Raw genomic sequence first — 24,476 nt, forward strand, 5'->3', positions numbered from 1 at the left:
CCCGTATTGGTTCAGTCGAATGGATTCCACTGACACCGTTACTACTGGATCCCAGTCTTGGGATCGCTTGAGTTCGCCAACTCAGTCGCGACTTCGATCGCTGGCCCCGACGATCCATCGCCCTAGAGACTGGAGCTTTCAGAGAAAGCCGAGTACATCGCAGGCTTTGCAACTACCGGGGCCGAACTGGGACTGGGAGTGTCGATGCGAAATTCCGCTTGTCCTTGGTTGGACTCTGGAAAGATGACATCGTACAAGCCGCCCAAGATGACCACGCGAGTCATTTCAGCTGTGCTGCGAACGCCCAGTTGGCGATACGCTTTTTGACGCTCGCGTTCAATGGTCTTGATCGAAACCTTCAGGCGAGTGGCAATCTGCTTGTTGGGTGCCCCTTCAACAACGTATTGCACAATCTTGCGCTGACGCTCTGGCAATCGGTCAAACAAGCGATGGCAGCGAACGACATCGAATTGGTGAGACACCAAGCTTTCAAGTTCAATCGCATCGCGAATCGACTGAACGATTTCGCGAACTTCCATACTGCTGAAAGCAGTCACGTGAGCGATGCGAGCGATCGCATCAGCAGCACCATGGCCGGCGGCTTCGTTGAGCACCAAAACGATTGGTGCCACGACCCCTTTGTCGCCCATCAACTGCTCAATGCTCGACCACTGCTGAATGCGTGGGTCATAGTCCAACAAGACACAAGCAATGTCTTCACCTGGAACATGTTGACCGATCAGTGCAGTGATCGAAGGAGAGGTCTTGAGTCGATAGTTCTCAGCCGTTGCTGACTGACGAACTTTGGCTAGCCAGTTTGCATCCTTGCTTGCCGCGTAAATCACACGTTGCGCGGTGGGTTCCATTCCATACATGTTGTCGTTGTGATTGATCATCTATTCGTCACTTTCCCAGGTCATTGGAGTAAAAAATGAACGGCCTGCGGGCTGACCCGCACAGGTGTTTGGAGGTTGCATCGGTCTCTATGAGCAATCCCCCTCAGTCGCCGCGACGGCGTGTCTTGCGCAGACGTGGTTCACACTTGCGTGATGCAAACAGCGTGAAACACACCGGCGTGGCCTACGCACTAAAAGTCCACATTCCCAAGCAGTTTCAATCTTGAACCTGCCATATTCGGGTGAATGATCCGACGGTTGACCCTAAACGGCTGCGCCAGCTACGCTGACCGTTCCCATTGGTACCTCTTTGTCACTGAAGAAATATTTTTCAATCACATGCACATTTCCAAATCTGTCGTTGTCGGCACGGGCTTCATTGGTCCTATTCACGTAGAAGCGCTCCGCCGTTGTGGGGTGCAAGTCATGGGTATCATTGGTTCCACACCTGAAAAGTCCCTCACCGCCGCACGCGATTTGGGCTTACCCACGCGACTGACTTCCCTCAGTCAAGTCTTGCAAGACCCTGACGTGGATTGCGTGCACCTGACCACTCCCAATGCATTGCACTTTTCACAAGCCAAGGCGGTGATCGAAGCTGGCAAACACGTGCTCTGTGAAAAACCGCTGGCGGTTTCCAGCGACCAGTCAGCGCAGCTGGTGCAGCTTGCCTCGCAAGCCAACGTTGCCGCCGGAGTCGCTTACAACATCCGCTTCTATCCTCTGTGCCAGGAAGCAGCCGCTCGCGTGCAAGATGGCAGTCTGGGCAACGTCATCCACGTGCAAGGGTCCTACGTCCAAGACTGGCTGCTGTATCCAGAGGACTACAACTGGCGCGTGAGTGCAAAAGAGGGTGGCCCCTTACGAGCGGTGGCCGACATTGGCACCCACTGGCTGGACCTGATTCAGTTCATCACGGGCAAGAAGGTCAGCAAAGTCCTGGCGGACTTGCACACGGTTTACCCTATCCGGCAGCGGCCGATCGGTGGAGCGGAAACGTTCTCCGGCAGCAACGCCCCGCGTGAAACGGAACCGGTGGACGTCAACACCGATGACTGTGGATCAGTCTTGCTGAAATTCGAGGACGGCACGCCGGGCAACCTGTGGGTCTCACAAACCACCGCCGGCCGCAAGAACTGCTTGCGTTTTGAAGTCGCCGGCAGCGATCAGGCGCTCTGCTTCAACAGCGAGACACCTAATGAGCTTTGGATTGGCCATCGCAATCAGGCCAACCAAGCCTTGCTACGCGACCCCGCATTGCTCTCATCTCAGGCCGCCAACAAGTCATCCTATCCTGGTGGGCACAACGAAGGGTTTCCAGATGCTTTCAAACAGCTGTTCAGGGCCTTTTATCAGTACATCGAAGCAGGCGACTTCAGTGCTCCGGCCAGCTTTCCCAGCTTCGCCGACGGACATCGTGAAGTCAGCCTTTGTGAAGCCATTTTGACCAGCCATCAGCAACAACGCTGGGTGGATGTCAACGCCTAAGCCCGATGGCAATCACCAAGGCAGCAGAGAAGCGAGCGCAGGTGAGCGAATCAGCGTCGGCGCCGAGAACGAACACAGGCCATTAGACTCGCGAGGCAGAAAATGGAAAGCGACGTGGGCTCTGGAACCATTGGACCTGGAGAGGGAGTCTCAGAATCCGCTTGGTAGAACGAGACGTGCGAGAGACCATGAGGCAAATTGCTGAAGGTGAACTGCGTTACGTTATCAAGTCCCTGAAACGCGAACACTGAAAACTCGGAACTAGCTTTCAAGCTGACAACCCAATCTCCGGACAAACCGGTCCCGCCGCTCCCGTTGTTGACGACAAAGTCAATGACACCGGATTTTTCGTTGCCCGCGTCTGTAACCGTGAGACCTCCAGATCCACCGCTGAATTGCCCCGATCCTTCCGTGTCGTATTTCCCCCGGTAACTCCACTGTGTATCAGAATCGAAGAATACGGCTTGTGCACTCTTCTCAATGTAGTTGTATTCGGGGATTGTTGTTTGAGGATCAGGGTTCGCTTCCGTAAACATGCCACCACTCGTGATGGAGAACTTTTTCAAATTCTTCTTATCACTGTCCAAGCTGATCATCGGTAGCGGGTCGACGCCATCAGTTCCGTTGTTTAGGTAACCCAGCAGCGGTTCACCACTGTCCGAAGCGTCATTGCCATCGATGTAACCATGGAAGAAGACAGCGTCGGTGGCACCGTCACCGTTGGCGGTCAGATTGCCTATGAACCCGGCGCGTGCGCTCTGAACCGGCAGCATCAGTGCCAGCAGCATGATCGCCAATGTGCCGGTGCAAAATCTCATGGTTGTCTCTTCGTGCAGGTCTCCGCGTAAGACCTGTATGGTTGGTTGCATCTTCCCCGCGACGCAGCGGTCAACCAGTTTCTTTGCAAAACCGGCAATACCACTTCAAAATCGAACGCGGGAGAAATCCCCACGTACACAACAAACATCTCCACACACCTCGCACTGCACCCCTCAATCACAGGGTCTCAAATCCAGCGTGCTGGTAAACGGCGTAATCTCGGGTAGATCCCGCGTCGTCCTAGTGCCATTCTCCCCGATCTGGCTGCCACGTCAATCGTCAAACGAGGAATTCCCGGAATCTTTACTACACCCATCAGACCAGACAACCAGCCTCCACAAGCAACCCCAGCCAATGATCCCTTAAGAGCGTCTTGAGGTCGAATCCACCCCCTTTGATTGGCCTAAGAATAAACGCAATCGACCAGAGACATGCGACCGAACGCCCGCCCAGAATTCGCCCAGCCACCCAAAAATGCGCCCGCCCAGGCAACAGCGGCTGTCCACGGTGAATTCCTCGGATGAATCCCCTGTCGGATCAGGGGCGACGCGCTAGAGAGCGTGCGTTTGCCTTTCGCCGGCAAACCGCTGGCAAGTGCCATGCGGCTGTGCTTTCCCGGTTTGTCTCGTCAATCGTTTTCATGCTTGCCGGAGCAACGGCATTGATTAATCGAAGAAGCCGCTGAGCTTTGCGTTCTTCGGATCGTCACTCAGTTTTTTGAGTGCTCGGCGTTCCAATTGGCGCACACGTTCGCGTGAGATCTGAAAGACCTGGGCGATATCGGCCAAGGTGTAATCGTGACCATCCCCCAATCCAAAGCGCATCTTCACGATCTCTCGTTCGCGCCAGTTGAGCTTCTCGTCCAACACGCGTCTGAGGTGTTTACGAAGCATGCGATGATCAACTTCTTCGTCGGGCCGCGATTCCGATTCATTGGCGATCAGGTCACCGAGTTCGTGATCTTGATCTCGACCGATTTGCGACTGCAAGCTGGACGGATTCTGGATGATCCGCATGATCGATTCAGCTTGTTCGGTGGTCGTTTCGGCTGCCTTGGCGATCTCTTCTTCCGACGGGCCGCGACCGAGTTCGTGCCGCAGCTGCGAATCGATGCGTCGCATGCGGTTGATCTCAGGGGTCACGTGAGAGGGCACTCGAATCGTCCGCCCTTGGTCACAAACTGCGCGGCTAATGGCCTGGCGAATCCACCACGTCGCGTAGGTGCAGAATTTAAAGCCGCGTTGGTATTCGAATTTTTCAACCGCTCGAATCAGCCCTGCGTTCCCTTCTTGGATCAAATCCAGAAACGCGACGCCGCGTTTGCGATAGCGTTTGGCGATTGAAACGACCAGTCGCAAGTTTGCTTCGCAGAGTTCGTTCTTTGCCATTTCAAACAAGCGATTGGCAGTCTCCATCTTTTCGACCTGACCGCGCAATCCTTTTTCGGAGCGCTGAGCCATTTGCAGCAGCGAGTTGCGTTCTTCGAGATCGTCTGGATCTTGGCTTCCGGACAATTCGCTCACACGGCGTTGCAGATTGACCAGCGTCTCAAATTGCTCGGTCAGCAATTCTTGGCGCAGTCCAAGCTCTTCGATCAAGCGAATGGCGCGCTGGCGTCGAGCTCGAATCTGTGCCCAGAGTGCCAAGCAACGACGTTGTGAGGCCCCGGAGACGATTTCCTCGTAGTCTTGCCGATTCAACTCCAACAGCGCTGCGATGGTTTTCAAGTTGTGTGGCAGACGCCCCACGACTTGGTGTTTTTCCAATCGATCGCTCACAGCCACTTGAATGATCCGGTCAAACCGCAGCTCACCTTCTTGCACACGCTGCAGCAAATCGTGGGCATGACGCAGAATGAAATCAGCGCTGAGCAAGCCTTTTCGCACACGCGTCCGATGGGTGACGATTCGCTTGGCGAGCGAGACTTCTTCCTCGCGGGAAAGCAAGGGAACCTGACTGATCCACGCCAAATAGGCTTGGATCGGATCGTCCGTCATTTCAGAACTCTCGACGCGCAGGGTTAATAGACCTTCTTCGTCGAGTTCCTCTGAGGAACTGTCGCTTTCTTCTGATTCGCCCTCTTCGAAAGACGCATCACCTTCAAGCAATAAGTCATCATCAGCCCCTTCGGCATCCGCCGAGCCTTCGGCGGACTCCTGACCCTCATTATCGGGTTCGGTTTGCGCTTCGAGTTCTGGATCGCCTTGCAGCACCGCAACGGATTGCGATTCGAAGTTATCTGAGCTGGGTTGTTGAAAATTCGTAGACATCTTTGCTATTGCATCGCCGGTTAAGACAGAGGCTGAACGTCCGATGTACCTCTGCCGGATTTTTTTCCTGGATGATCGATCCTGCGGGCTATCTCTATGTAGTTCCAGGTTGTTATTGGAAGCCAAACAAAAATTGGCTCATGTGTCGGTGATCTCGCCACCACGGTGTGCAGTGACGATGTTTATCCCAGTCGGATTGTCGCAAGCGGGGGGAACCGCCAGACATTCAAACTGCTAGGCGCCAACTGTCTCTTGCCCCAATTGTCCATTCTTCCCTCAAGTGGGTTTGCGCCCCGTTTCAAGCATCGCTTGGCTTGTGCCTTCCACATGCTCTTCGGTAACGCGGCGGCCACTGACTTGCTGAAACCTGTCTTCTCGTTTCAACCTGTTTTTTGCCACCGTAATGACCGCAAACTGAGCCTTGATGGGCAACAGATTACATCCTCAATCGTCTATTGCACTAAGCGGAATCCACGATTCTTCATATTCACCCATCGTCAAACTGTAACGCGGCATGAAGCCCCCGTCTCCGTAGCTAATGAGCATGCAAACCCAGTCAAAGGTACACAATTTCGTACGGTATCCCGAGGCTAGCTCACGTGCACCGAGGCGAGTGCAACTTTAGCTGCAGCAAGGGCAACTCCCCCCCCCAGTCGTTCGATCGGCTAGTCACCCAGTCACCCTGCGGAGGTGATGCCGGAAACTCAATCTGCTAGCCTTTCACCCCCTCTGTAAATCCATCGCAACCGAATCAATCTCGAGCCGATGGTCATGAGCCCAAGGACACCCATTGCGAGTCTCCAGAGCACCGCTCAAACGTCACAGAACGAGTCTCGGCACGAGCCACGTTGGCTGTGCAGACAACATCGCCACAACGTCAATGTTAGCGGTCACGAATTTCCAGGCAACCGAATCACCCGAGCACAAGGCTGTTGCGTGATGCGGAAACGCCGGCGGATCACAGGATGGATTGGGTGTCCCACAATTGGTTCGCCAACGTTGCCATGCAATGCAACCGCAATTCAATTCACGAGGACCAAGATGAAGGACACGTCATCAAGCGTATTTGAAACTGCCAACGCGATCCTGTCCAGACATCAGAGCCTGCAGGTTCCTGGACCAACGGCGAACTCGTGGTGAGTTCGCCGGTAAAATTGCTTCAACCGTTGCCAATTCAAGGACAACGGACTCAGGAAGGAGGCGTAAACTTGGGAGCGACTGGCTCAGCCGTCTCCTCATCGTCTCCATCCTCTTGGCCATCGGATGTCGCATAGGGGTTAATGGCTTTGGAAGCTTCGTATTCTGCGGAACGAAATTCGCGCTGAACATCGTCTAGCCGCCCACGAAACTCGCGATAGACGGCTCCCGCCTTGCGAGCCACCTCGGGCAAACTACCACCAAAGAGAACCACTGCGATCACGCCGATGACCGCCATTTCGAACGGACCCAGCCCAAACATATCTACTGTTCCGTTGATTGGTCGCCGTCGGTTGCACCACCATCGTCGTCGGCAGTGTCACTGAGTCCTTTCTTGAACTCATTGGCACTGCGACCAAGGTTTCGCATCAAACTCGGCAGCTTGGCGCCACCGAATAACACCAACACGACGACCAACAGAATCATCATTTCTGTGGTACCGGGAAATCCGAAGGCCAATGGCCCGAGTGAATCAACAATCATGGACAGAGAATCAGACATGGTTTCGCTCCATAAGAGGCTTGAGAATCAAAACCCTCACGCACAAATGCGGCGAAAGCGGGTCGGTCGGTTGGGCTTCTCCAGAAACAAACACCAGCTGAGTTGCGATCCGTGATCAAGCAATCTGGCGTCGAAACAGGCCAAATTGCACACGGTTGCCTGCGAAAACCAACCTCTTTCAGTCAGCTCACAAGCGGGCCAGCCAAAACTGGGGCATTGAACCCATGCATTTTTCACATGCTTCAATGCAGCTTAGCTCACATCACACTCACACCGGGCTCGGGCAAGCAAGATGTTCGAATCCGGACAGAGCAACCACTGAGTCACTCCAAATTGGCTTCAAAACACCCTGCCTCTGGGGCCGGCAACCACCTCCAGGACCGTCGTGTCGGGGGGGGATCATACTAAACCAGTCGCCAAATTAGGGAAGCGACTGATCTTCAACTCCATTTTATTCGCTTCGCCGCATCCGTCAAAGGTAGCAAGCGACTCCTTTACAAGCATTTCTAAGTAGAGTTCGTCCAGCCGCCCCAATCTGCCAAGCCCCCAGAATTAGCGAAGCCCAAAGAATTGACGGAGACCACAGGACCCCTACCTTCACCACCTGCCTTGCTTTGGCCGCCCAAAAGCTAGATCCAGTGGCCTGCTCCCAGCGCCAGAGCAAGTCACCGCGGCGGCAGGCCGACACTGCGCGAACGATTGGCCGACTCAGTGACATCACTTTGCGGATCCATTTCAATCGCGACCGAGGATTCACCTTGCAAAGAAAACAACGTGCCGGTGATCTGACCAAAGGACACCTTGCTAACCGAGATCCCCACGAGGCTGACTTGCGAAAAACTGCAACCACTGACGTTGATCGCTGCACAATCGATCAACTGCAAGACCGCAGCGTGACGGGTCCTGCCGGCAAAGTGATCGCCGGTCACCGTCACGTGCTGGCACTGGCGGAAGATCGATCCCAGCTTGGCCTCGTCTCCGTCCCCGTAATGATAGCGAGGGTTGCGATCATAGACGTTGCCCGAAAAAACGACATGGCGGCAATCCTGCAACTGAACATTGGCTTGGTATCCCTTCCAGATCGTGTTTCCAGAAACCGTCAGGGCGCGAACACCAACCACGTCCAGGTTCACTGCAACATCACTTAGAACATTGTCACTGATAGTGATGTTGCCATGCCTGACTTCGTCGGTGAAAGGGCGTTTGAGCGAACGACCGTCGATGCGAATGTTCGCTGAATCAGGCGAAACATGATCGTGCTGAATCGTGCATCCAACGATGGCCACTTCCCCCAGGGAGCTCCCCGTGGCGTCCAACAAGACATTGGCAGTGGGCTGGGTTTGGGGGGACATATTGCCTTCGATATCACAGGTGCCAATTTGCAGGTTGCGAATCTCACTGCCCTTGGCAACCACGCCGCCTTGCCTGTTGTAACTGATGTGGCAATTGGCAAGATTGATTTGATGCAGGTTCACCGCATCAAGAAACACTCCGATCCCACGGTTGTCATACAGGTGACACTCCGACAGGGTCACATTGCGATTGCGCTTGGTCAAACGAACCGCGTGCAACACGTTTCGGATTTGCAATCGCGTTAACGTTAACTGCATGGTGCCACTGGCAACAATTCCTTCTGCCTGGGGATGTTTCCCAACGATTTCAATCCCATCGACCATGGGTGCCCGCTGGTTTTGCCAGACATTGGGCTTGAAGGTTTTCGGATCGGCGGTGCCTTGATGCGTACCGACAAAGGAAAACGCGGGCCCTTGTCCCTCCATGACAAAGCGAGCCACGCCACCACCGGATAGACTCGTCGGCCCGACGCGATCTAAATCGACTTCAATGGTCTTGGTCAAACGATAGACACCGCGTTCGAATTGCAGATGTCCCGTTCCGGCATCAACCGCCGCTTGAATCGCCTCACTCTCATCGGCGACACCATCGCCCACCAGTCCCGAGACTGGCGCGATGGCTCCTGCAGAGCTGGTGAAGAGGAACAACCAAGCGATGGTGGTTAATTTTGTTATGGAGCTCATTTGCAACCTGCTTGCATTTCTAACATTCACCGCAACCCTTTTTCTAACTCAAGTTCCTCAAGCCACTCGCGCGCGTGTTCGCATTCGCTGGCATTCCTCTTGTTTGTCAGGCAAACGGAACAAGGCAGCCTGACTGAAATCGGGGTGCGAGGGAGACCAACGACACGATTCATGGACGCATTTCGCTTAGAATTCGAAACACAGAATCAAACACCCCGGCCAGGCGAGCGTTTATGCTAACCCGTTGCCCACCCGAAATGTTCTGTTTCAACGTTCCTTGGCTGCAAAAATGAAAACTCGTTTCTGGTCTTCTCTTTGTCCACGACCTTCGTCCCTGCAGAGCGCGCTGGCGCGGGTGGTGATGTTGTCTTGCCCGCTGATCAGTGTCCCCGATCCGGTTGCGATCGGCCAACAACCAGATCAAAGCCAATCCGCTCTGGAAGTGATCGATAGTGGCCGCGGGGGACGCCACTGGATCAACGAACCGACCGCGGCACCGCGATCGCCAGAAGCTTCATTGGCCGCCCTGGAAATCGAACCCGGCTATGAGATTTCGTTGTACGCCGCCGAGCCCTTGGTCATGGACCCGGTGTCCATGGCCTTTGATCAGCGAGGGCGAATGTTTGTTGCCGAATATGGTGACTACCCGATCGGCCCTGAACCGGGCAAGCCTTTTCTCTCACGCATCGTGATGTTGCCCGATGACGATGGAGACGGCAAAGCGGATCGCCGAGTGGTGTTTGCAGAGGGCCTACGCTTTGCCCATAGCATGATGGCGTACAAAGACGGCTTGCTGGTTGCCGCTCAAAATGAAATCCTGTTCCTGAAAGATTCCGACGGCGACGAGATCGCCGATCAACGTGAAGTCCTGTTCAAAGGCTTCACGGCAGCCCACCCTCAAATGCAGATCGGCAATCCCGTCTGGGGGCTCGATAACTGGGTCTATCTGAATTACGGACCAGGAACAATCGTCGCTGGCCTAACTGCAACTGGCCAAGCAGTGGATGTTGCCCCGGTCGTGTTACCGCGCAAGGACGTTCGCTTCGATCCCCGCTCGTTGCAGATTCAAGCTGATAGCGGGATGGGACAATTCGGCAACACCGTTGACCGCTGGGGAAACCGGTTTTACTGCACCAACCGCAATCCAATCATCACGACCGCGTTGCCGCCTGCACTGTTGGCTCGCAATCCGTTCCACACGGCCAGTGAATCGTTCTACGACGTGGCCGCTTCCGGAGGCGACTCGCTTGTGTTTCCCCGAGTGGAAATGAAAAGCAACTACCTGTCACACGCCGGAACCCATACATCGGCTTGCGGCACCACGGCGTACTTGGGTGGCTTGGGAGAGGCCGGCTTTCAATCAAGTATCTTTGTCTGCGAACCCATCGGGCACTTGGTCACACGTTCGATCGTTGACACCAGTGAGCTTCGCTTCATTGCTTCACGAGCCCGCCCCAAGGCGGATTTTATTGCGTCGACTGACACCTGGTTCCGCCCGGCGTCCCTGGCCACCGGGCCGGACGACGCCCTGTACCTGGCTGACATGTACCGACTGTGGGTCGAGCACCCGAAATTCTTGCCCCAGGAGATCGCTGATCAATTGGACTGGCGTGCCGGCGATGATCGTGGGCGGATCTATCGCATCGTTCCAACTCATGATCAAACGCGTGCCTTTGAACCTGCGGAAACCATCGAAGATGCGGTCGCTCTGCTAAGCGACTCGAACGGATGGCGACAATTCTTGGCTCAACGTTTGCTGGTTGAAAACGGTGACACTGGACTGGCCGAACACGTCCGCGGCAAACTTGATGACGACCAAGCCACCACTCGGTTGCATGCCTGCTGGACGTTGGCGGGACTTAACGCATTGACTCAGGCGGACTGCATTGGATTGCTGGCTGATTCTCATCCAGAATGCCTGATCGCAGGACTAAAGGTCTGTGAAAGCATGATCGACGAACCAGCGATTCTCAGGCGGGCTGTCGAACTGACTCGGCATTCAAATCCACGTGTCCGTTGTGCTGCAGTGATCGCGTTGTCTGGCAATCAGAGTGACGCCGCAACCCATGCACTGGTGCAAGCGGCCAAACGCGATGGCCAGCAACCAATGTTTGTTGACGCCATGATGACGTCGCTGTCCACACGCTGCGGTGCCGTGCTGGAGCAATTGCTTCACGATCCTGAATTCCGACCTGACGACCGGATTGGCGCTCAACATTTGATTCGCACACTCGCCTCTTGCGTTGGCGCGCGTGGAGACAAAGCTGAAGTTGCCAGCACGTTGTCGCTTCTCAATGCGGAAGCGGCGCTGGAACTGCGCTGGCAAGCAGCGATCGTCAGCGGGTTCGGCCAGGGCTTGCCACGCTACCAAGGACCGCTGGGACGATTAAGCCTGCGGCGATTGGTCTCCGATGCGCAAAGCGATTCGCCACAACTGCCCTGGCTGCAGTCGGCTGATTGGATCAGCCAATGCATGCAACAGTGCAGCGAGTGTGTGCTTGATCCCAAGCAACCTTTGGGACAACGTGTTGCCGCGATGAAGCTACTGGGATTCGCTGATTTCAACCGCAACCGCCAGGCGTTTGTCAGCACGCTCAGCAGCTCAACGGCACCGCAGTTACAACTTGCTTGCATTGATGCGTTGTCTGCACATGCGACCCCGGAAACGTTTGACTTGATCATTGATTCATGGAATCAGATCGGTGCCTCCGTACGACCGACGGCGTTGCAACTGCTGTTGCGCCGAACAAGTTCGCTGCAAAAGCTACTCGACGCCATGCAGCAAGGTGACATTGCGCATTCGATGCTAAGCGTTGATTGGCGAGTCCGTTTGCTGCGCCATCGCGACAAACAAATCGCCGATCAGGCGGCCAAATTATTCGGCGGCGCGGTCAGTGCGAATCGGCAACAGGTCGCTGCCCAGTATCAGCCGGCACTTGCTCTTGCAGCCAATGCCAAACGCGGCCAGCAAGTCTTTGGCCGCGTCTGTGCCGCCTGTCATGTCGTCGACGGAGACGGCAAATCGGTTGGCCCCGACCTTTCTGACACACGCAATCGCTCTTCCTTGGCTCTGCTACACGATATCTTGGATCCCAATGGCAAGGTCGAACCACGCTTCAATTCTTACACCGTGCTCACGGTCGATGGACAAGTGTTTACCGGTTTAGTGGAATCGGAAAATGAACAGTCGGTCGTGCTCAGGATGAGTGAAGGCAAACGAAACGTGATTGGGCGGGCACAAATTGAACGCATCCATTCAAACGATCTCTCGCTCATGCCAGAAGGCATCGAAAAAGATGTGACCCCACAAGAAATGGCGGACCTGTTGGCTTTTTTAAAGCGCCGCCAGTGATTGTGCCCGCAGTGAGCTCCAATCGATAGCCAGCCCAGCACACCCAGTCAGGGGGCCTGCAAAGAGTCTTCCACAAAGTGCTGAATTACCGGCTGATTGACGTTCAAACACAACCAGAATCAGCAATAATCAAATCCGCATGGTTGATACCTTGCCACGGTCAAGGCGGTTCGTCCTTGACGCGCTCCTCTTTCTTATCAGCCCTTTCAGATTCACCGATGACGCAACGACGCGTAAACAGGGAACAAGCGCGCCGACGTTCACGTCGGCGTGGATGGATCGAAACGCTGGAGCCCCGTCGGGTGTTAGCCAGCGGTTTGGGCATGGAATGGGATTCGGCACAAACGGGCAATCCGCAGCAGGACGTTGAAACCGATCCGCAGGCGCTGCGATTCTTTCATGGCCCACGAATGCCTGGCCGCCCCATCGCACCGGTCCAAGCGGTAACGCCGCTGCAATCTGAGCCCATTGATGAGGCGCATGACGATCATGATGATCCAGACAGTGACTTTCCGGCCGGCTCAGATGCGGGCGATGATGAGACCATCGCACAAGGCCCGTTTTCAAACGATCAAACGTTCTTGCTGCACAGCCGGCCAGGAGCGAATCACACGATCTACCTGGACTTCGACGGCCACACTTCCAGCGGCACCTCTTGGAACAGCTTCTACAACGAAAGCACCATCGTTCACCCGAATTACTGGGGCGGCAGCGGAAACAACTTTAGCGACAGTCAGCTGACCTTGATCCAGCAAATCTGGCAAGTGGTCGCCGAAGACTTCGCCCCGTTTGAAGTGAACGTTACCACCGAAGAACCGGCTGATGTCAATGACCTGATCTACAACGACTCTGGCGATACACGCTGGGGAGCCCGCGCTGTGATGACGACCGATTCGTTTAGCAAGTGCGGCTGTGGTGGGCAGGCCTTTATCGGCGCCTTTGATGATCGGACCGATGAAGCCGCGTTCATCTACAACCGTGGCTTGGCAACCGGCAGTGAAACCGTTTCACACGAAGTGGGACACCTCCTGGGCCTGCACCATGATGGCCAAGGCAGCACAACCTATTACAACGGGCATGGCAGCGGCAGCACCAGCTGGGGGCCAATCCTGGGCGGTGCACTCAGCCGGCAGGTGACGCAGTGGAACAATGGGGATTATTACAACGCTTCAGAGACCGAAGACGACCTGTCCCTGATTGTCTCGACGGATAACTTTCCCTACTTGGCCGACGATCACTCGAACACACGCACCGGGGCAACACAACTGGACGAAAGTGGGGGAACCTCTGCGACTCAGTTCGGCATCATCGAACGCAACACCGATGTGGATTGGTTCCAGTTCAGCACGTCCCTGGCAACGGTCTCGATTGATGTCGATGCGTTGGCCTACAAACCCAATCTAGATCTTTGGGCTGGACTGTACGACGACCAAGGCAACTTCATTGCAGAAGCGAATCCATCGAACGCACTGAACGCCCCTTTCGCCGACCTAAACTTGGCCGCAGGACAGTATTTCATTCGTGTTCAGGGCGTCGCCCGAAACATCACTTATGCCCCGGCCACCGACACGTTCAGCGAACCGTCACCAACCCCGTACAGCCAATCGAGCCCCCAGGGATACAGCGGTTACGGATCGTTGGGTCAGTACGAAGTGAAAATCGCTGGCATCGCTGCAAGCAATCCAACCGTCTCGATCACCGCTACCAATGCGACCGTGTGGGAAGGCGCAGACGCGGTGTTCACGATCAGTTCCAGCGACGGCGGAAACACGGATGTGACCATTGAAATCGCAGCCGTTCGCCAGCAAACGCCCGGCCAGTCAGCACCGTTTTCGGCCAGTGGTGCTGACTTTAGTTCGCCAGTCAGTCAAGTCGTCAGCCTTTCGCAGGGCACGGCGGCAGTTCACCTGACTTCGCTTAAAGACGCACTCAACGAGCGAACTGAATCCTTCGCCGTTCGCATTGTCAGCGCGACCGGATATGACGTTGCCGATCGCGTTGCCTATGGAGAACTGCTCGAAGGTTCGGTGTTCTTCGAAATCGATGCTGAATCGACCAGCCTGAACGAAGGAGACGTTGAGAGTGGCGGCACGGCAACCCTGACCATCACTCGCAGCGGGACCACCACGCTGGCCCAAGACATCGACTGGGAGATCAGTTTCCCATCCAATGACGCGGCCGATGCCAATGACTTGAACAGTGATCTGACCGGAACCGTTTCGTTTGCCGCCAATCAGACAACGGCCAGCTTTGACGTTCCCATTGAAGGAGACCTGGTTGTCGAAGGCAACGAGACCTTCCTGGTCAGTTTACTGCCCTCCAGCAACGGCAACTATGAAATCATTGCCAACCAAGGCAGCGCATCCATTGTCATCGTAGAAGATGAATCGATCATCAACACGGATGTCGGTGCTTCACTGCGACTCAGGCAGGTTGCCTTCAGTTCTGCAAACGGTGACAACTGGGCGTTTGATGACTTTGTCGTCACCAGCACCGATGTCAGCGACGACTTTGACCCCAATTTGGATCAGACCAAATGGGCATCCATCGAAAGCGGAATCGCTTCAGGGATCTTTCCCGAATCCCAGGGCAACGCTTTATTCTTTAATGCCGGCGGGGAACGGTTTGCAGAAACGATCCCCCTTCGTCCGGCACCCGGAGCAACAGCCGACTTTTCGATCATCTTCGCCAGCCGGAACGGCGGCGGAATGAAGGGGACATCGGCAGGGGAAGATGTCGTGTTGGAATACTCGATCGACGCGCAGCCCTGGACTCAGATTGCTCGGTATGACGAATCGGATTACACAACATGGACCAACGTTAGCCAGCCATTGCCTGCGGTCCTAACCCAACTAAGCTCCATCACTGAAGGCAATGCCGCCACCGAAACGCGCACTCTGGAAATCAATCGTACGGGATTCATTGACAAAGCCAGCACGTTCACGTGGTCGATCTCGCCGACCGGTGCCAACCCCGCTTCGGCAAGTGACTTTGTGGGTGGCTACCCATCGGGCACGGCAACGTTTGCCGCCGGACAATCAGCCGTCGACCTCCAAATCAGCCTCGCTGGTGACACGGTCGCAGAAGCCGATGAAACGTTTCTTCTCACCTTCACCAGCCATCACGGTGGGCCCACGCCGGATCGATCGCTGCAGTACATCATCCACAACGACGACACTCCAGCACCGAACATTGAAGTTCGCGGCGGCCCAGCAACCGTGATCGCCAACGGCGACTTGACTGCGGATGTTAACGACGGCACCGACTTTGGCTTGGTCGCCGTCGGTAGCGAATCACCCAGCAGAACGTATCAAGTCCATAACACTGGCGATCGAGCGTTAAACGTCACGGACATCCAAATCGGCGGCGATCATGCGAACCGTTTCGCGATCGCTGGAACCGCTCCCCAAACCATTCAGCCTAACGAGTCTTACTCGTTTGATGTTCGCTTTGTGACCGACACAGCTGGCCTCAGCAATGCCGAGATCATCATCCATAGCGACGACAGTGCTCAGTCACCGTATCGCTTCGCTGTTACCGCCACGGCCACAGACTTGCTGGTCGAATCGATCGTCATCAACAACGGTGCCCAGACGCGCAGCCAACTGGACGAAATCTTAGTGACCTTCAATCAGCCCATCGATGGAAGTCAATTGGGCTCAGCGGTCCGCCTGCGACACCTGGAGGAAACCTTGCCCATCGGCTGGCAAGCACAACTTCAAACCGTTGATGGAAAATCGCTGCTCACCATTTTCCCTCGCCTGACCCCGCCCGAGGGAAATCAACCGCTGCCAGATGGGAATTACGAACTGCGAATCGTTGCCGACTTCATTCGCTCATCCGGCGCTGACAATTACCCCATGCTTGCCGACTACACTCTGGGCACCGCCCAAGGTGCGCTGGCCGCTAATGACGGGTTCTTTCGATTGCTTGGTGACAGCAACGGAGACCGAGATGTTAACGGCATTGACCTCGGCCTGTTCGCACAATCCTACCAACAGCCTGGCGGGACGCAGCGCTATGACCATCGCCTGGATCTCGATGGCGATGACGCGATCGATGGCCTGGATTACGCCTTGTTCTTGAACCTGCTGGGCAATCAGTTGTAAGTCCTGACCTGGTGAACTGCTGCTTGGTGAACACGCCAAACAGCCTGTCCCCAGGGTGCGCTGCGCGACCCTGGGCTATGGTGTAGAACACCTTCGGCGTTCGGAAACTTCGGTGTGATGACAATCCGCTCGATAGAATCTCGCTGGCAACCGTGGTGCGTTTCCCTGATTCTGTTCGATGAAGATAACGTCATCATGGACTGCGCTGCGCCGTAGGTGTTCCGCACTTGCTTTCGGGCGTTCCGTCGAGAGAGCAAGTGTCATCTGCTGCGTTAGCGTTAGCCAGATTTGGCTCTACCAACCGAGCCAGCAGTGCTGACTAAATCAGCAAACCCTACTTGATCGGCGACATGTCGCTCGGACGCGTTTGCCTTGCCGTGCGCAGGTCGTCACCTTTTTTAAGCTGGCCACGATTGAGTTCAGCGATCTTTTCTTTTAATCCCAGCTCACTCGGTAGCTCTTTCCCCGGTGGGCTGCCCCAGATCACTTCGACGTCATCATTGATCGTCAAACGCATCTGTGGAACGGACTGGGACCGAGTCGCTTGATCCACGATGATGCGTTTCACCTTGACGTCGCTGGCATGGACTTTCAACAGACTTGCCAGTGTGGCTGCCCCTTCGACTCGATGATCACCAAACGGCGTTCCAGGGCTGCCGCTTGGGAAGACATCGCCAACTTCGATCTGAATCATCTCCCGGGCGTCGGATTCCGTCATGCCACTGGTTGGCAATAGAAAGCCTTCATCGTCGACGGGATAAAACAAGTTATCCATCCCACCGTCGGTTGGAAATCCCAGATCAGCCAAATACGCCTCCACCCCAGCGAGCCACTGAGGAGTGCCGGTCAAATGGAAAACAGCAATGGGATAGCGATAATCAACATCAACGAAGAAAGATCCAAAGGCCTCTTTCTGCACCATGTTCACTTGCTTGATCCATGGATGACTATCAAATGCGGTGGCAAGCTTAGCGGTCGCCGCTGGATCCAGCGGAGTGGTTTCGTCAAGCTTGGTCTTGTCAAAGACCTCTTGAACCAAATCGGCATGGACGAAGGCATGCGGTTCTGAGAGCCTGATTTTCGCAGGATCAATACTCGCATAATGCTCTTGCAAATAAGGCTGGTACCAGCGACTGTAACCGATCAACGTGATCACCATCAAGCCAGCCAACACGGCAAGAGACCACGCAGCGGGCGCTTTGAGCAACACTGTGGTGATGGACACCAATCGATTCGGTTTTGGTGAAGGCTTCTTTTTCGGTGCCATCACGCGGCTCCCTTCCGTGGGAATTCTGGTTCGATTGCCAGTGAGCTATCAAACGGTGTTGCAGACGATCTGCAGGAACATGCCAATCACGCAGTGACCATCACACAACCAGCACGCAATGGCCGCAGGTTGTGGACACGGTTGTGGACCGATCAAACGAGCTGGCCCAACCTGGATTTACCAAATCTGCAAGTTCAACTGCAAGTCAATCCCAGTCTGTAATAAGACCTGTTCACGAACGCGTTCGATCAATTTCAAGCAATGCTCACTGGTCGCACCGGGATGTGCCAGCAGGTACTGCGGTTGAGCGGGATCAAGCGAAACTTCGCCTTCGCGAATGCCGGACAAGCCGACGCTGCTGATTAACTCGCGAGCGCTCATGGCATCAGGATCGACAAACGGCGCGGCAATCCTTTCCATTTCTGCGGGGATCGAGGCATTTCTGGCAATCCACAGCTTTTGCAACCGCTTGGTCATCTGCCCGGCGTCAGTGGGTTCAAGCTGGAACGTGACCTCGACCACACGCAGTCCCGCCAAGGACGATTTTTGGTGGGTGAAACTAATGTCGTCCTTACCCAAATTCTTTAACGAGCCATCGTCCTCTAAGATCCGAACCGAATCGACAACGGCGCCAATGTCACGTCCACCACTGGCAACATTGCCAACGACGGCAGCACCGATCGAGCCGGGAATGCCCACTAAATGCTCCAATCCACCCAAACCACCACCAACGGCTTTGACAATCGCGTGCGACAATTGTCCCCCAGCCCCCGCAATCAGCTGGTTGTCCTGAAGCGTCAAACCACTGGTGGCCGCTGCGGCAAGTGAAATCACCAGGCCATCGAAGCCGCTTTCCCGCACCAAGAGATTGCTGCCGGATCCCAGGATCCGCACGGTCAGACTGTTTTCGTGAGCCCATTGAGCCAACTGCTGAAGCTGCTCCATCTCGACCGGCTCAGCGAAAAAGCGTGCTGGGCCGCCAATGCCTAGCCACACCAAGGGGGCTAATGGGCGGTCCGCTTGGATCACATGTTGCAAATGGTCGGGGATCATCAGAGAAGCCATATCTACGAGATGCAAGGTCAGGCTTCGCAACGGATCACTGCATGCAACAGAATCGAAGCCTCGGTCGCCTACATCATAGCGATGCCCCAATTGATCTCCAAAGACCTCTCGCAGAAGCCGACGCCGCTTTGACTGAAAATTCGGGGGCAGAAAAACAGGGCTCGCCGAAGCCAGAAACGCATCCGGTCAGCATTTCACATCCCAAACCAGACGGACTGAGCTCAGCAAACGCCTAGCGAGTGGCGAGGCGTGCGAAGCGGCCTGGCTTGCTGGGAGACTTCGTGTGTGCGGTAAGAACGCGCAGCCTTGCTGGGCACCGCAGAGACGGGGCACAGATTCGACGCCCCAAAACTCTGCTCCAGAAAACAACGTCCTGGAGTTCAGAGCACTGATCAGCCTCAGTCAGCGTTAGCTGCCCACGGCGTTACGGATCAACTGGCGAACGGGCTGCTTGGACTGGAATCCCTTCAGCTGTTGACGGACCCATTGTCCCGATCCGTTCTTGGAAAACAGAATGATCTGCGGAAACGAGCGCTGACCTCGAGTCAGACGATCAGACAAATCCCGATCTTGGTCGTGGTCAATCTGAACAAAGCTGACAGTGTCCAATTCACCGCTCTGGAGCATTGGCGAAAGGGTTGAATTCTTCAAGCTAGTGCACGCAGGACACCATTCAGCGCCCACCACGACCAGCAAAGGCTTGTCCTGCTCCACTGCCTCTTTGTAGGCCGCTGCGTAGTCTTCCTTTTTAACTGCCGGGTTAGTTGCGGGCTCTGCTACCGTCGTAAAAAGCAGTGCCAGCGTGACGACATACGAAACCATCATCTCAGGGTTACTCACTTGTTGAGTGTTGCAATTGTGTTAGCTGCACACGACATGAGTGATTTCGAGGCCCGAGAGGTGGTTGTGGTACGTCCCAAACCGCCTCAATTCCCCGCAGGCGCTCAAGTGATCTTGCACTGAGGCATGCCTATCTGAACGCGCCGCTCAGGCAGTCGCACAGACGGAAGATGAAGGAAAAATCGCTGTCCATCAGGCAATCCACCCGATGGCCAGCCACCCGCTTCATCAAACGCACCGATGGTTTTCAACGGGCGTCACTCATGTCATGTTCTGTCAGTTCAATGAAAGTCGCGACAAGTTCTCGCGAAATCCGAGACAGAAAGCAAAAGGCAAGCGAGCAGTATAGAATTCCTCCTCGGCGGCGTAACTCACCCAAACGTACAAATCGCTACCCTCTACCCACCCGTTTCCCCTTATTCAACAATAAGACCGCCTTGATTCACATTAACAATCAGATACCCCTCTGCAGGAGCTGGTAAAAGTTTCTTGCACCCGCCCCAAAATTCATGTGGAAAACCCGTCACGAGTCAATGCAGCAAGAAAATGCCGGCGGGCTGTTTTTTTGGTTCGATCGGCTGGCAATCCCTGGTAGCATTGCCACGTGGATCGGCGCGAGAGCAAAATGGACAGCTGGTCAAACGCTTGACTGAAAGAAGAGAGCCTTAATGAAGCTGCGATTGGGCCTGATCGGCCTCGGTGACTTATGGCAGACGCGTTATCGACCAGCGCTGCGCGTTTTAGATGACCGATTTGATGTGCGTGCCGTCTACAGCACCATCTCGAAACTGGCAGAGAACGCCGCGGCAGAGTTTGAGGCGGATCCGATTGATGGATTTCACTCGCTCGTCCAGCGCGGCGACATTGACGCCATTTTGGTGCTCAAGCAATGTTGGCTCGGTTGGCTGCCGGCCTTGGCTGCCTGCCGCGCAGGCAAAGCCGTTTACTGGGCCGCAGGCTTGGACTTTGACACCGAGAAGCACCACGCGGTCCTGAAAGAGATCGAAGAAAGCGGCGTGTCGTTTATGATCGAACTGCCACGGCGGTTCGCTCCGACGACCATTCGCTTGAAAGAACTGATCGCCACTCACTTGGGAAAGCCACTTTCCATCCGCATCCACCGCCAAGCTGGCAAAACAGCCGGCCCTGAACGCGCCGAAGCCACTTCAACGCCAGGTGGCAAATCGGCCAATGATTCGGATTTGGTAGAGTGGGTTGATTGGTGTCGCTACATCGTCGGCCATGCGCCTCAATCAGTGATCACTGCTGGTGATCCATCGAGCTACCAAACCATGGTGTTTCAGTTCGCTGGCAACGTTGGCGAGACAAAAGGGACAGGTATCCCGGCGGGGCTTGACGGTTCAGCGACCCGTCCTAATTTACCTAATTGCGATTTGCAACCATCCGTCGTTGCTGAGATCGCGACCGAAAGCCAATTGCCTGCACACTGGCAAGAAGCGGCAACGTTTCGATCACCGGCAACCATGAAGATCCAATGCGAAAAAGGCGTCGCCTTTGCCGATTTCCCATCGACGTTGGTTTGGTTTGATGATGCTGGACGCCATGTGGAGTCCTTGGAAACCGAATCACTGATTGGTCAACGGATGTTGCGCCAGTTTCACCGAAACGTGACCAGCTTGGTCCGCGACCTTGGCGGACTGAGCGACTCGTATGAAGCCTCGTTGGCCTTGAAAGCGGCCCGCGAAAGCAACGAAACCGGTGGCGGTGTCTCGATTGGCAATCAATAGATGGCAATGGCGCGGACGGTATCCAACTGGCCATTGTAAAACACTTTCTCACCGGGCTTGATCGAACGCAACGGTCGGCAAAATCGCTCCGCGGACCAAAGGCAGACGCGCTGCCCGCGCCTGGCGACGATGATGCGCCGTGAGGCCAACGAGACCAGCAGAGCATCACAATTCTCCATCGACGGCGATGCCGCCAAAGCAGGTGGATCAGAAAAACACTGGCTCGGCCCTGCCTTTGCCTGAATGGACTCTGCCTTTGCCTGAATAGACTCTGCCTTTGCCTGAATGGACTCTGCTGGCGAAGACTTGGTTTGGGCAGCTGGTTCCGCATCCGACCACGCCGACTGGCTGTCGCTCCAATCAGCAAGACATTCAGCAGTGAGCGAGGTTCCGACAAGAGGATTACGCACCAACGAACCGGGTGCCTGTTCAATGGCGATTGCAGTCATGGGACAACGTGGGTCAATGGAAAAGAAAACCACCGCCGGCCGCGACAGGTGCGATCAGCGAGACACTGTCATCCTTTCACTTGTCGTGACACGTTAGGACACAAAGCCTGACCCCACCGACACGCCAATGCACAATGTCACGCCAATGCTTTGGCGCTGCAATCCACCGCCAACCAGCTGAACTCTACGTCGCCGCGTGCAGCTTTCCATCGAGCAGTTCGAGTTTCTGGTCCATTGCATCGGCCAGAGAATCGCTGTGCGTGACGCAGATCAGAATGGCTTGTTGCTCACGTTGCAACTGCTGCAACACTTCGGTGACGGCAGTCGCCGTGCGTCGATCAAGATTTCCCGTCGGCTCGTCAGCCAAGATCAACTTTGGCTTCATCAACAAGGCTCTGGCGATCGCCACTCGCTCGCGTTCACCACCGGACAATTGTCCGGGCAGGTGATCGCAACGCTGATCCAGTCCCACGGCGTTTAGCAACTCAGTGGCCCTAGCTTGCGACGCGTCTCCGGAGGAATGACCGGCGAGTGTGGGCACCAGGACATTTTCCATCACCGTCAGCTGCGGCAACAGGTGATGATCTTGAAACACGAACCCGATGCGTTGATTTCGCCACGCCGCCAAATCATTTTCGGACAAGCTAAAGGGATCTTCTCCGTCCAACTGCACGGTTCCCGAATCGGGTCGATCCAATGCTCCGATGATCTGCAGCAGTGTGGTCTTGCCGCTACCACTGGGACCGACAATGGCCAACGAGTCGCCTGCAGCAAGCTGCAAACTTGCCTCTTGCAAGACGGTGAGCGATTGCTCGCCGTTTGGAAAACCTTTGGAGACGTTTTCTACGATCAGTTGAGTCATCAATCCTGTCCCGTTTTCATCAGTGGCCGTGGGAATGCTCACTCAATGAGTCAGCGCCAAGGTGGCCAGGCCATAAAACGTGTATTCCACATCGGCCGTTTGATCCATGTAGAACCCGGCGAATCCACCATTGGGTTGCTGCATGCTTTCGGCATAGCGCCGCAGCGCCGCCCCATCGACTTGCTCTGCAGCATTCAAGTCATGCAGTGTAATCATTCCGGTGCAAGTACTTAACAGGTCTGCAAACGGAATGCGAGTATTGGCTGTGAAACCACCTTCGTCGGACTGCATTTCGGCCAAGAAATCGACGGTCGCATGATGCTGAGCGACCTCCAGCTGACCGAGCGTTTTCAGCGTACCGATCGCGGCGGCGGTGGGATTCACACCAGCGCGTTTGGCGACGCGAATTTCCAGAAAACCGCCATCGGGATGTTGCTGCGATTGCAAGAACGCGATGACTTGATCGGGATCATCGGGCTGACGTCCAATCAATTCCAGACAAAGCGTCGACAGGAACGTCTGATAGGTGCTGCCGGCGCGTCCTTCGGGGCTTTTGGCAAAGCCACCGTCATCGGTTCGCAACGAACGCAGCAACTGAACCAAGTTGTCAACCCACTGAGTTTGACCGTCCTGAATCACTTGTGCACCGCCTGCCATTTCGCAGATGGCGGCACCGAAGATCAGTGAAATCAGGTCGACGATACCTTCACGACGCGTCAAACGCGTGCGTAAAAATTCGGCAGCGTCATTGGCGACCTCTTCTGTCAAAGCGTCCAAGATCAGCAAACTGCGGAGCGCAAAAGCAGTGTAGTACGGGTCGCTCTCACCTTCGCGGCCCGCAAACCCACCATCAAGTCGCTGCTGCTGCAACAGCCAGGTTGCATGCAGCTTCCTGAGGCTGGGATCAACATTCTGCATCCCAGCCGCCAGCCGCAACGTCAACTCATTCAGATAGGACAGCACTTAGCTGACGCCAGCGGGATTGAAGTACTGTGGCTCGTTGCCGGGCTTCCATTTAATGTTGCATCCCAGCGACGCTTTTTGAGGTTCGGCAATCGCCTCACCAGAGAGCACCGCGTCGATCGCTGCCCGCAGATCTTCCCCCGTCACAGGCAAGTCACCGCTGGGACGAGCGCTATCGAGCTGGCCTCGATAGGCCAGTTTTTGATCCGCATCAAACAGAAAGAAATCCGGCGTGCACGCGGCGGCATAGGCTTGCGCGACCGACTGATCCGCATCAAACAAATAAGGAAACGCATACCCACGGGCGGCTTTTTCGGCAGCCATCGCTTCGGGTGAATCATCGGGATACGCATCCGCATCGTTGCTGCTGATGGCCACCACGGCCACACCTTTGTCGGCATAGTCGTCGGCCAGCCGTTTCAACTGGTCGGCAACAAACTTGACATAAGGGCAGTGATTACAAATGAACATGACTAACAGTGCTTTGGCGCCCTGTGCTTGTTCCAACGAATAGTTGCCGCCTGTGCATTCGGGCAAATCAAAGGCCGGAGCTTGCGTGCCCAGCGGTAACATCGTGCTTGCAGTACGAACCATGAATCAGTGCAATCGATTTG

At 55.3% G+C, this 24,476-nt stretch carries 17 protein-coding genes; 4 read left to right on the forward strand and 13 right to left on the reverse strand.

Annotated features, from left to right (window positions below):
• Positions 1-122: 122 nt before the first annotated feature.
• The gene (locus SV7mr_RS20030; protein WP_145276050.1) at positions 123-896 is read right to left on the reverse strand and encodes a LuxR C-terminal-related transcriptional regulator; all 774 of its coding nucleotides are present in this window, start codon (positions 894-896) and stop codon (positions 123-125) included.
• 339 nt (positions 897-1,235) lie between these two features.
• Between SV7mr_RS20030 and SV7mr_RS20035 the strand changes: the two genes are divergently transcribed.
• Complete coding sequence (locus SV7mr_RS20035) at positions 1,236-2,384, forward strand: Gfo/Idh/MocA family protein (protein ID WP_145276052.1); 1,149 nt, start codon at positions 1,236-1,238, stop codon at positions 2,382-2,384.
• 50 nt (positions 2,385-2,434) lie between these two features.
• On the opposite strand, the gene SV7mr_RS20040 is transcribed toward SV7mr_RS20035, so the two are convergent.
• The 5 genes from SV7mr_RS20040 to SV7mr_RS20060 all read right to left on the reverse strand — a co-directional run bounded on the left by SV7mr_RS20040 (position 2,435) and on the right by SV7mr_RS20060 (position 9,207).
• Positions 2,435-3,202 (reverse strand): PEP-CTERM sorting domain-containing protein, encoded by a 768-nt coding sequence (locus SV7mr_RS20040; RefSeq protein WP_419187658.1) that lies wholly within the window; start codon positions 3,200-3,202, stop codon positions 2,435-2,437.
• Positions 3,203-3,868: 666 nt separating this feature from the next.
• Positions 3,869-5,473, reverse strand: coding sequence for a sigma-70 family RNA polymerase sigma factor (locus SV7mr_RS20045; RefSeq protein ID WP_145276056.1), 1,605 nt, complete (start codon positions 5,471-5,473; stop codon positions 3,869-3,871).
• Positions 5,474-6,662: 1,189 nt separating this feature from the next.
• Positions 6,663-6,932: a Sec-independent protein translocase subunit TatA/TatB gene (locus tag SV7mr_RS20050; RefSeq protein ID WP_145276058.1), complete on the reverse strand. Its 270-nt coding sequence runs from the start codon at positions 6,930-6,932 to the stop codon at positions 6,663-6,665.
• Between the two features lie 2 nt (positions 6,933-6,934).
• Positions 6,935-7,171 (reverse strand): twin-arginine translocase TatA/TatE family subunit, encoded by a 237-nt coding sequence (gene tatA, locus SV7mr_RS20055; protein WP_419187659.1) that lies wholly within the window; start codon positions 7,169-7,171, stop codon positions 6,935-6,937.
• 665 nt (positions 7,172-7,836) lie between these two features.
• Positions 7,837-9,207 carry a right-handed parallel beta-helix repeat-containing protein gene (locus tag SV7mr_RS20060; RefSeq protein WP_145276060.1) on the reverse strand — a complete coding sequence of 457 codons (1,371 nt, stop codon included), beginning with the start codon at positions 9,205-9,207 and terminating at the stop codon, positions 7,837-7,839.
• A 361-nt stretch (positions 9,208-9,568) separates the two neighbouring features.
• Here SV7mr_RS20060 and SV7mr_RS20065 point away from each other — a divergent pair, with 361 nt between their 5' ends.
• Together SV7mr_RS20065 and SV7mr_RS20070 are read left to right on the forward strand one after the other, a co-directional pair.
• On the forward strand, positions 9,569-12,559 hold the full coding sequence (locus SV7mr_RS20065) for a PVC-type heme-binding CxxCH protein (RefSeq protein ID WP_419187660.1): 2,991 nt from the start codon (positions 9,569-9,571) through the stop codon (positions 12,557-12,559).
• A 218-nt stretch (positions 12,560-12,777) separates the two neighbouring features.
• Positions 12,778-16,668, forward strand: a complete 3,891-nt coding sequence (locus SV7mr_RS20070; protein ID WP_145276064.1) for a choice-of-anchor D domain-containing protein — start codon at positions 12,778-12,780, stop codon at positions 16,666-16,668.
• A 334-nt stretch (positions 16,669-17,002) separates the two neighbouring features.
• Here SV7mr_RS20070 and SV7mr_RS20075 read toward each other — a convergent pair whose 3' ends face one another.
• The 3 genes from SV7mr_RS20075 to SV7mr_RS20085 form a co-directional block, all read right to left on the reverse strand.
• Entirely contained in the window at positions 17,003-17,935 is a 933-nt protein-coding gene (locus SV7mr_RS20075) for a cell division protein FtsQ/DivIB (RefSeq protein ID WP_419187661.1), read from the reverse strand.
• Between the two features lie 177 nt (positions 17,936-18,112).
• Positions 18,113-19,000, reverse strand: a complete 888-nt coding sequence (locus SV7mr_RS20080) for a UDP-N-acetylmuramate dehydrogenase (protein WP_419187662.1) — start codon at positions 18,998-19,000, stop codon at positions 18,113-18,115.
• A 408-nt stretch (positions 19,001-19,408) separates the two neighbouring features.
• A complete protein-coding gene (locus SV7mr_RS20085) occupies positions 19,409-19,825 on the reverse strand; it encodes a thioredoxin family protein (RefSeq protein WP_419187663.1) in 417 nt (138 codons plus the stop codon).
• A gap of 683 nt (positions 19,826-20,508) precedes the next feature.
• Between SV7mr_RS20085 and SV7mr_RS20090 the strand changes: the two genes are divergently transcribed.
• Entirely contained in the window at positions 20,509-21,588 is a 1,080-nt protein-coding gene (locus tag SV7mr_RS20090; RefSeq protein ID WP_145276068.1) for a Gfo/Idh/MocA family oxidoreductase, read from the forward strand.
• Here the strand turns inward: SV7mr_RS20090 and SV7mr_RS20095 are convergent.
• The 4 genes from SV7mr_RS20095 to SV7mr_RS20110 form a co-directional block, all read right to left on the reverse strand.
• Positions 21,582-22,037 (reverse strand): hypothetical protein, encoded by a 456-nt coding sequence (locus SV7mr_RS20095; protein ID WP_145276070.1) that lies wholly within the window; start codon positions 22,035-22,037, stop codon positions 21,582-21,584. The two genes, SV7mr_RS20090 and SV7mr_RS20095, sit on opposite strands and share 7 nt — an antisense overlap.
• A gap of 184 nt (positions 22,038-22,221) precedes the next feature.
• The gene (locus SV7mr_RS20100; RefSeq protein ID WP_145278753.1) at positions 22,222-22,899 is read right to left on the reverse strand and encodes an ABC transporter ATP-binding protein; all 678 of its coding nucleotides are present in this window, start codon (positions 22,897-22,899) and stop codon (positions 22,222-22,224) included.
• A 42-nt stretch (positions 22,900-22,941) separates the two neighbouring features.
• The gene (locus tag SV7mr_RS20105; protein ID WP_145276072.1) at positions 22,942-23,862 is read right to left on the reverse strand and encodes a prenyltransferase/squalene oxidase repeat-containing protein; all 921 of its coding nucleotides are present in this window, start codon (positions 23,860-23,862) and stop codon (positions 22,942-22,944) included.
• A complete protein-coding gene (locus SV7mr_RS20110) occupies positions 23,863-24,456 on the reverse strand; it encodes a thioredoxin family protein (RefSeq protein ID WP_145276074.1) in 594 nt (197 codons plus the stop codon). It lies immediately after the preceding gene.
• Between the last annotated feature and the right edge of the window lie 20 nt (positions 24,457-24,476).

This window comes from Stieleria bergensis (assembly GCA_007745635.1).
Classification (GTDB): domain Bacteria; phylum Planctomycetota; class Planctomycetia; order Pirellulales; family Pirellulaceae; genus Stieleria; species Stieleria bergensis.

Excerpts from the sequence above, each read along its gene's own strand:
- SV7mr_RS20030 (WP_145276050.1), bottom strand. The coding sequence starts at position 896 with ATGATCAATCACAACGACAACATGTATGGAATGGAACCCACCGCGCAA.
- SV7mr_RS20035 (WP_145276052.1), top strand. The coding sequence starts at position 1,236 with ATGCACATTTCCAAATCTGTCGTTGTCGGCACGGGCTTCATTGGTCCT.
- SV7mr_RS20040 (WP_419187658.1), bottom strand. The coding sequence starts at position 3,202 with ATGAGATTTTGCACCGGCACATTGGCGATCATGCTGCTGGCACTGATG.
- SV7mr_RS20045 (WP_145276056.1), bottom strand. The coding sequence starts at position 5,473 with ATGTCTACGAATTTTCAACAACCCAGCTCAGATAACTTCGAATCGCAA.
- SV7mr_RS20050 (WP_145276058.1), bottom strand. The coding sequence starts at position 6,932 with ATGTTTGGGCTGGGTCCGTTCGAAATGGCGGTCATCGGCGTGATCGCA.
- tatA (WP_419187659.1), bottom strand. The coding sequence starts at position 7,171 with ATGTCTGATTCTCTGTCCATGATTGTTGATTCACTCGGGCCATTGGCC.
- SV7mr_RS20060 (WP_145276060.1), bottom strand. The coding sequence starts at position 9,207 with ATGAGCTCCATAACAAAATTAACCACCATCGCTTGGTTGTTCCTCTTC.
- SV7mr_RS20065 (WP_419187660.1), top strand. The coding sequence starts at position 9,569 with ATGTTGTCTTGCCCGCTGATCAGTGTCCCCGATCCGGTTGCGATCGGC.
- SV7mr_RS20070 (WP_145276064.1), top strand. The coding sequence starts at position 12,778 with ATGACGCAACGACGCGTAAACAGGGAACAAGCGCGCCGACGTTCACGT.
- SV7mr_RS20075 (WP_419187661.1), bottom strand. The coding sequence starts at position 17,935 with ATGGCACCGAAAAAGAAGCCTTCACCAAAACCGAATCGATTGGTGTCC.
- SV7mr_RS20080 (WP_419187662.1), bottom strand. The coding sequence starts at position 19,000 with ATGGCTTCTCTGATGATCCCCGACCATTTGCAACATGTGATCCAAGCG.
- SV7mr_RS20085 (WP_419187663.1), bottom strand. The coding sequence starts at position 19,825 with ATGATGGTTTCGTATGTCGTCACGCTGGCACTGCTTTTTACGACGGTA.
- SV7mr_RS20090 (WP_145276068.1), top strand. The coding sequence starts at position 20,509 with ATGAAGCTGCGATTGGGCCTGATCGGCCTCGGTGACTTATGGCAGACG.
- SV7mr_RS20095 (WP_145276070.1), bottom strand. The coding sequence starts at position 22,037 with ATGACTGCAATCGCCATTGAACAGGCACCCGGTTCGTTGGTGCGTAAT.
- SV7mr_RS20100 (WP_145278753.1), bottom strand. The coding sequence starts at position 22,899 with ATGACTCAACTGATCGTAGAAAACGTCTCCAAAGGTTTTCCAAACGGC.
- SV7mr_RS20110 (WP_145276074.1), bottom strand. The coding sequence starts at position 24,456 with ATGGTTCGTACTGCAAGCACGATGTTACCGCTGGGCACGCAAGCTCCG.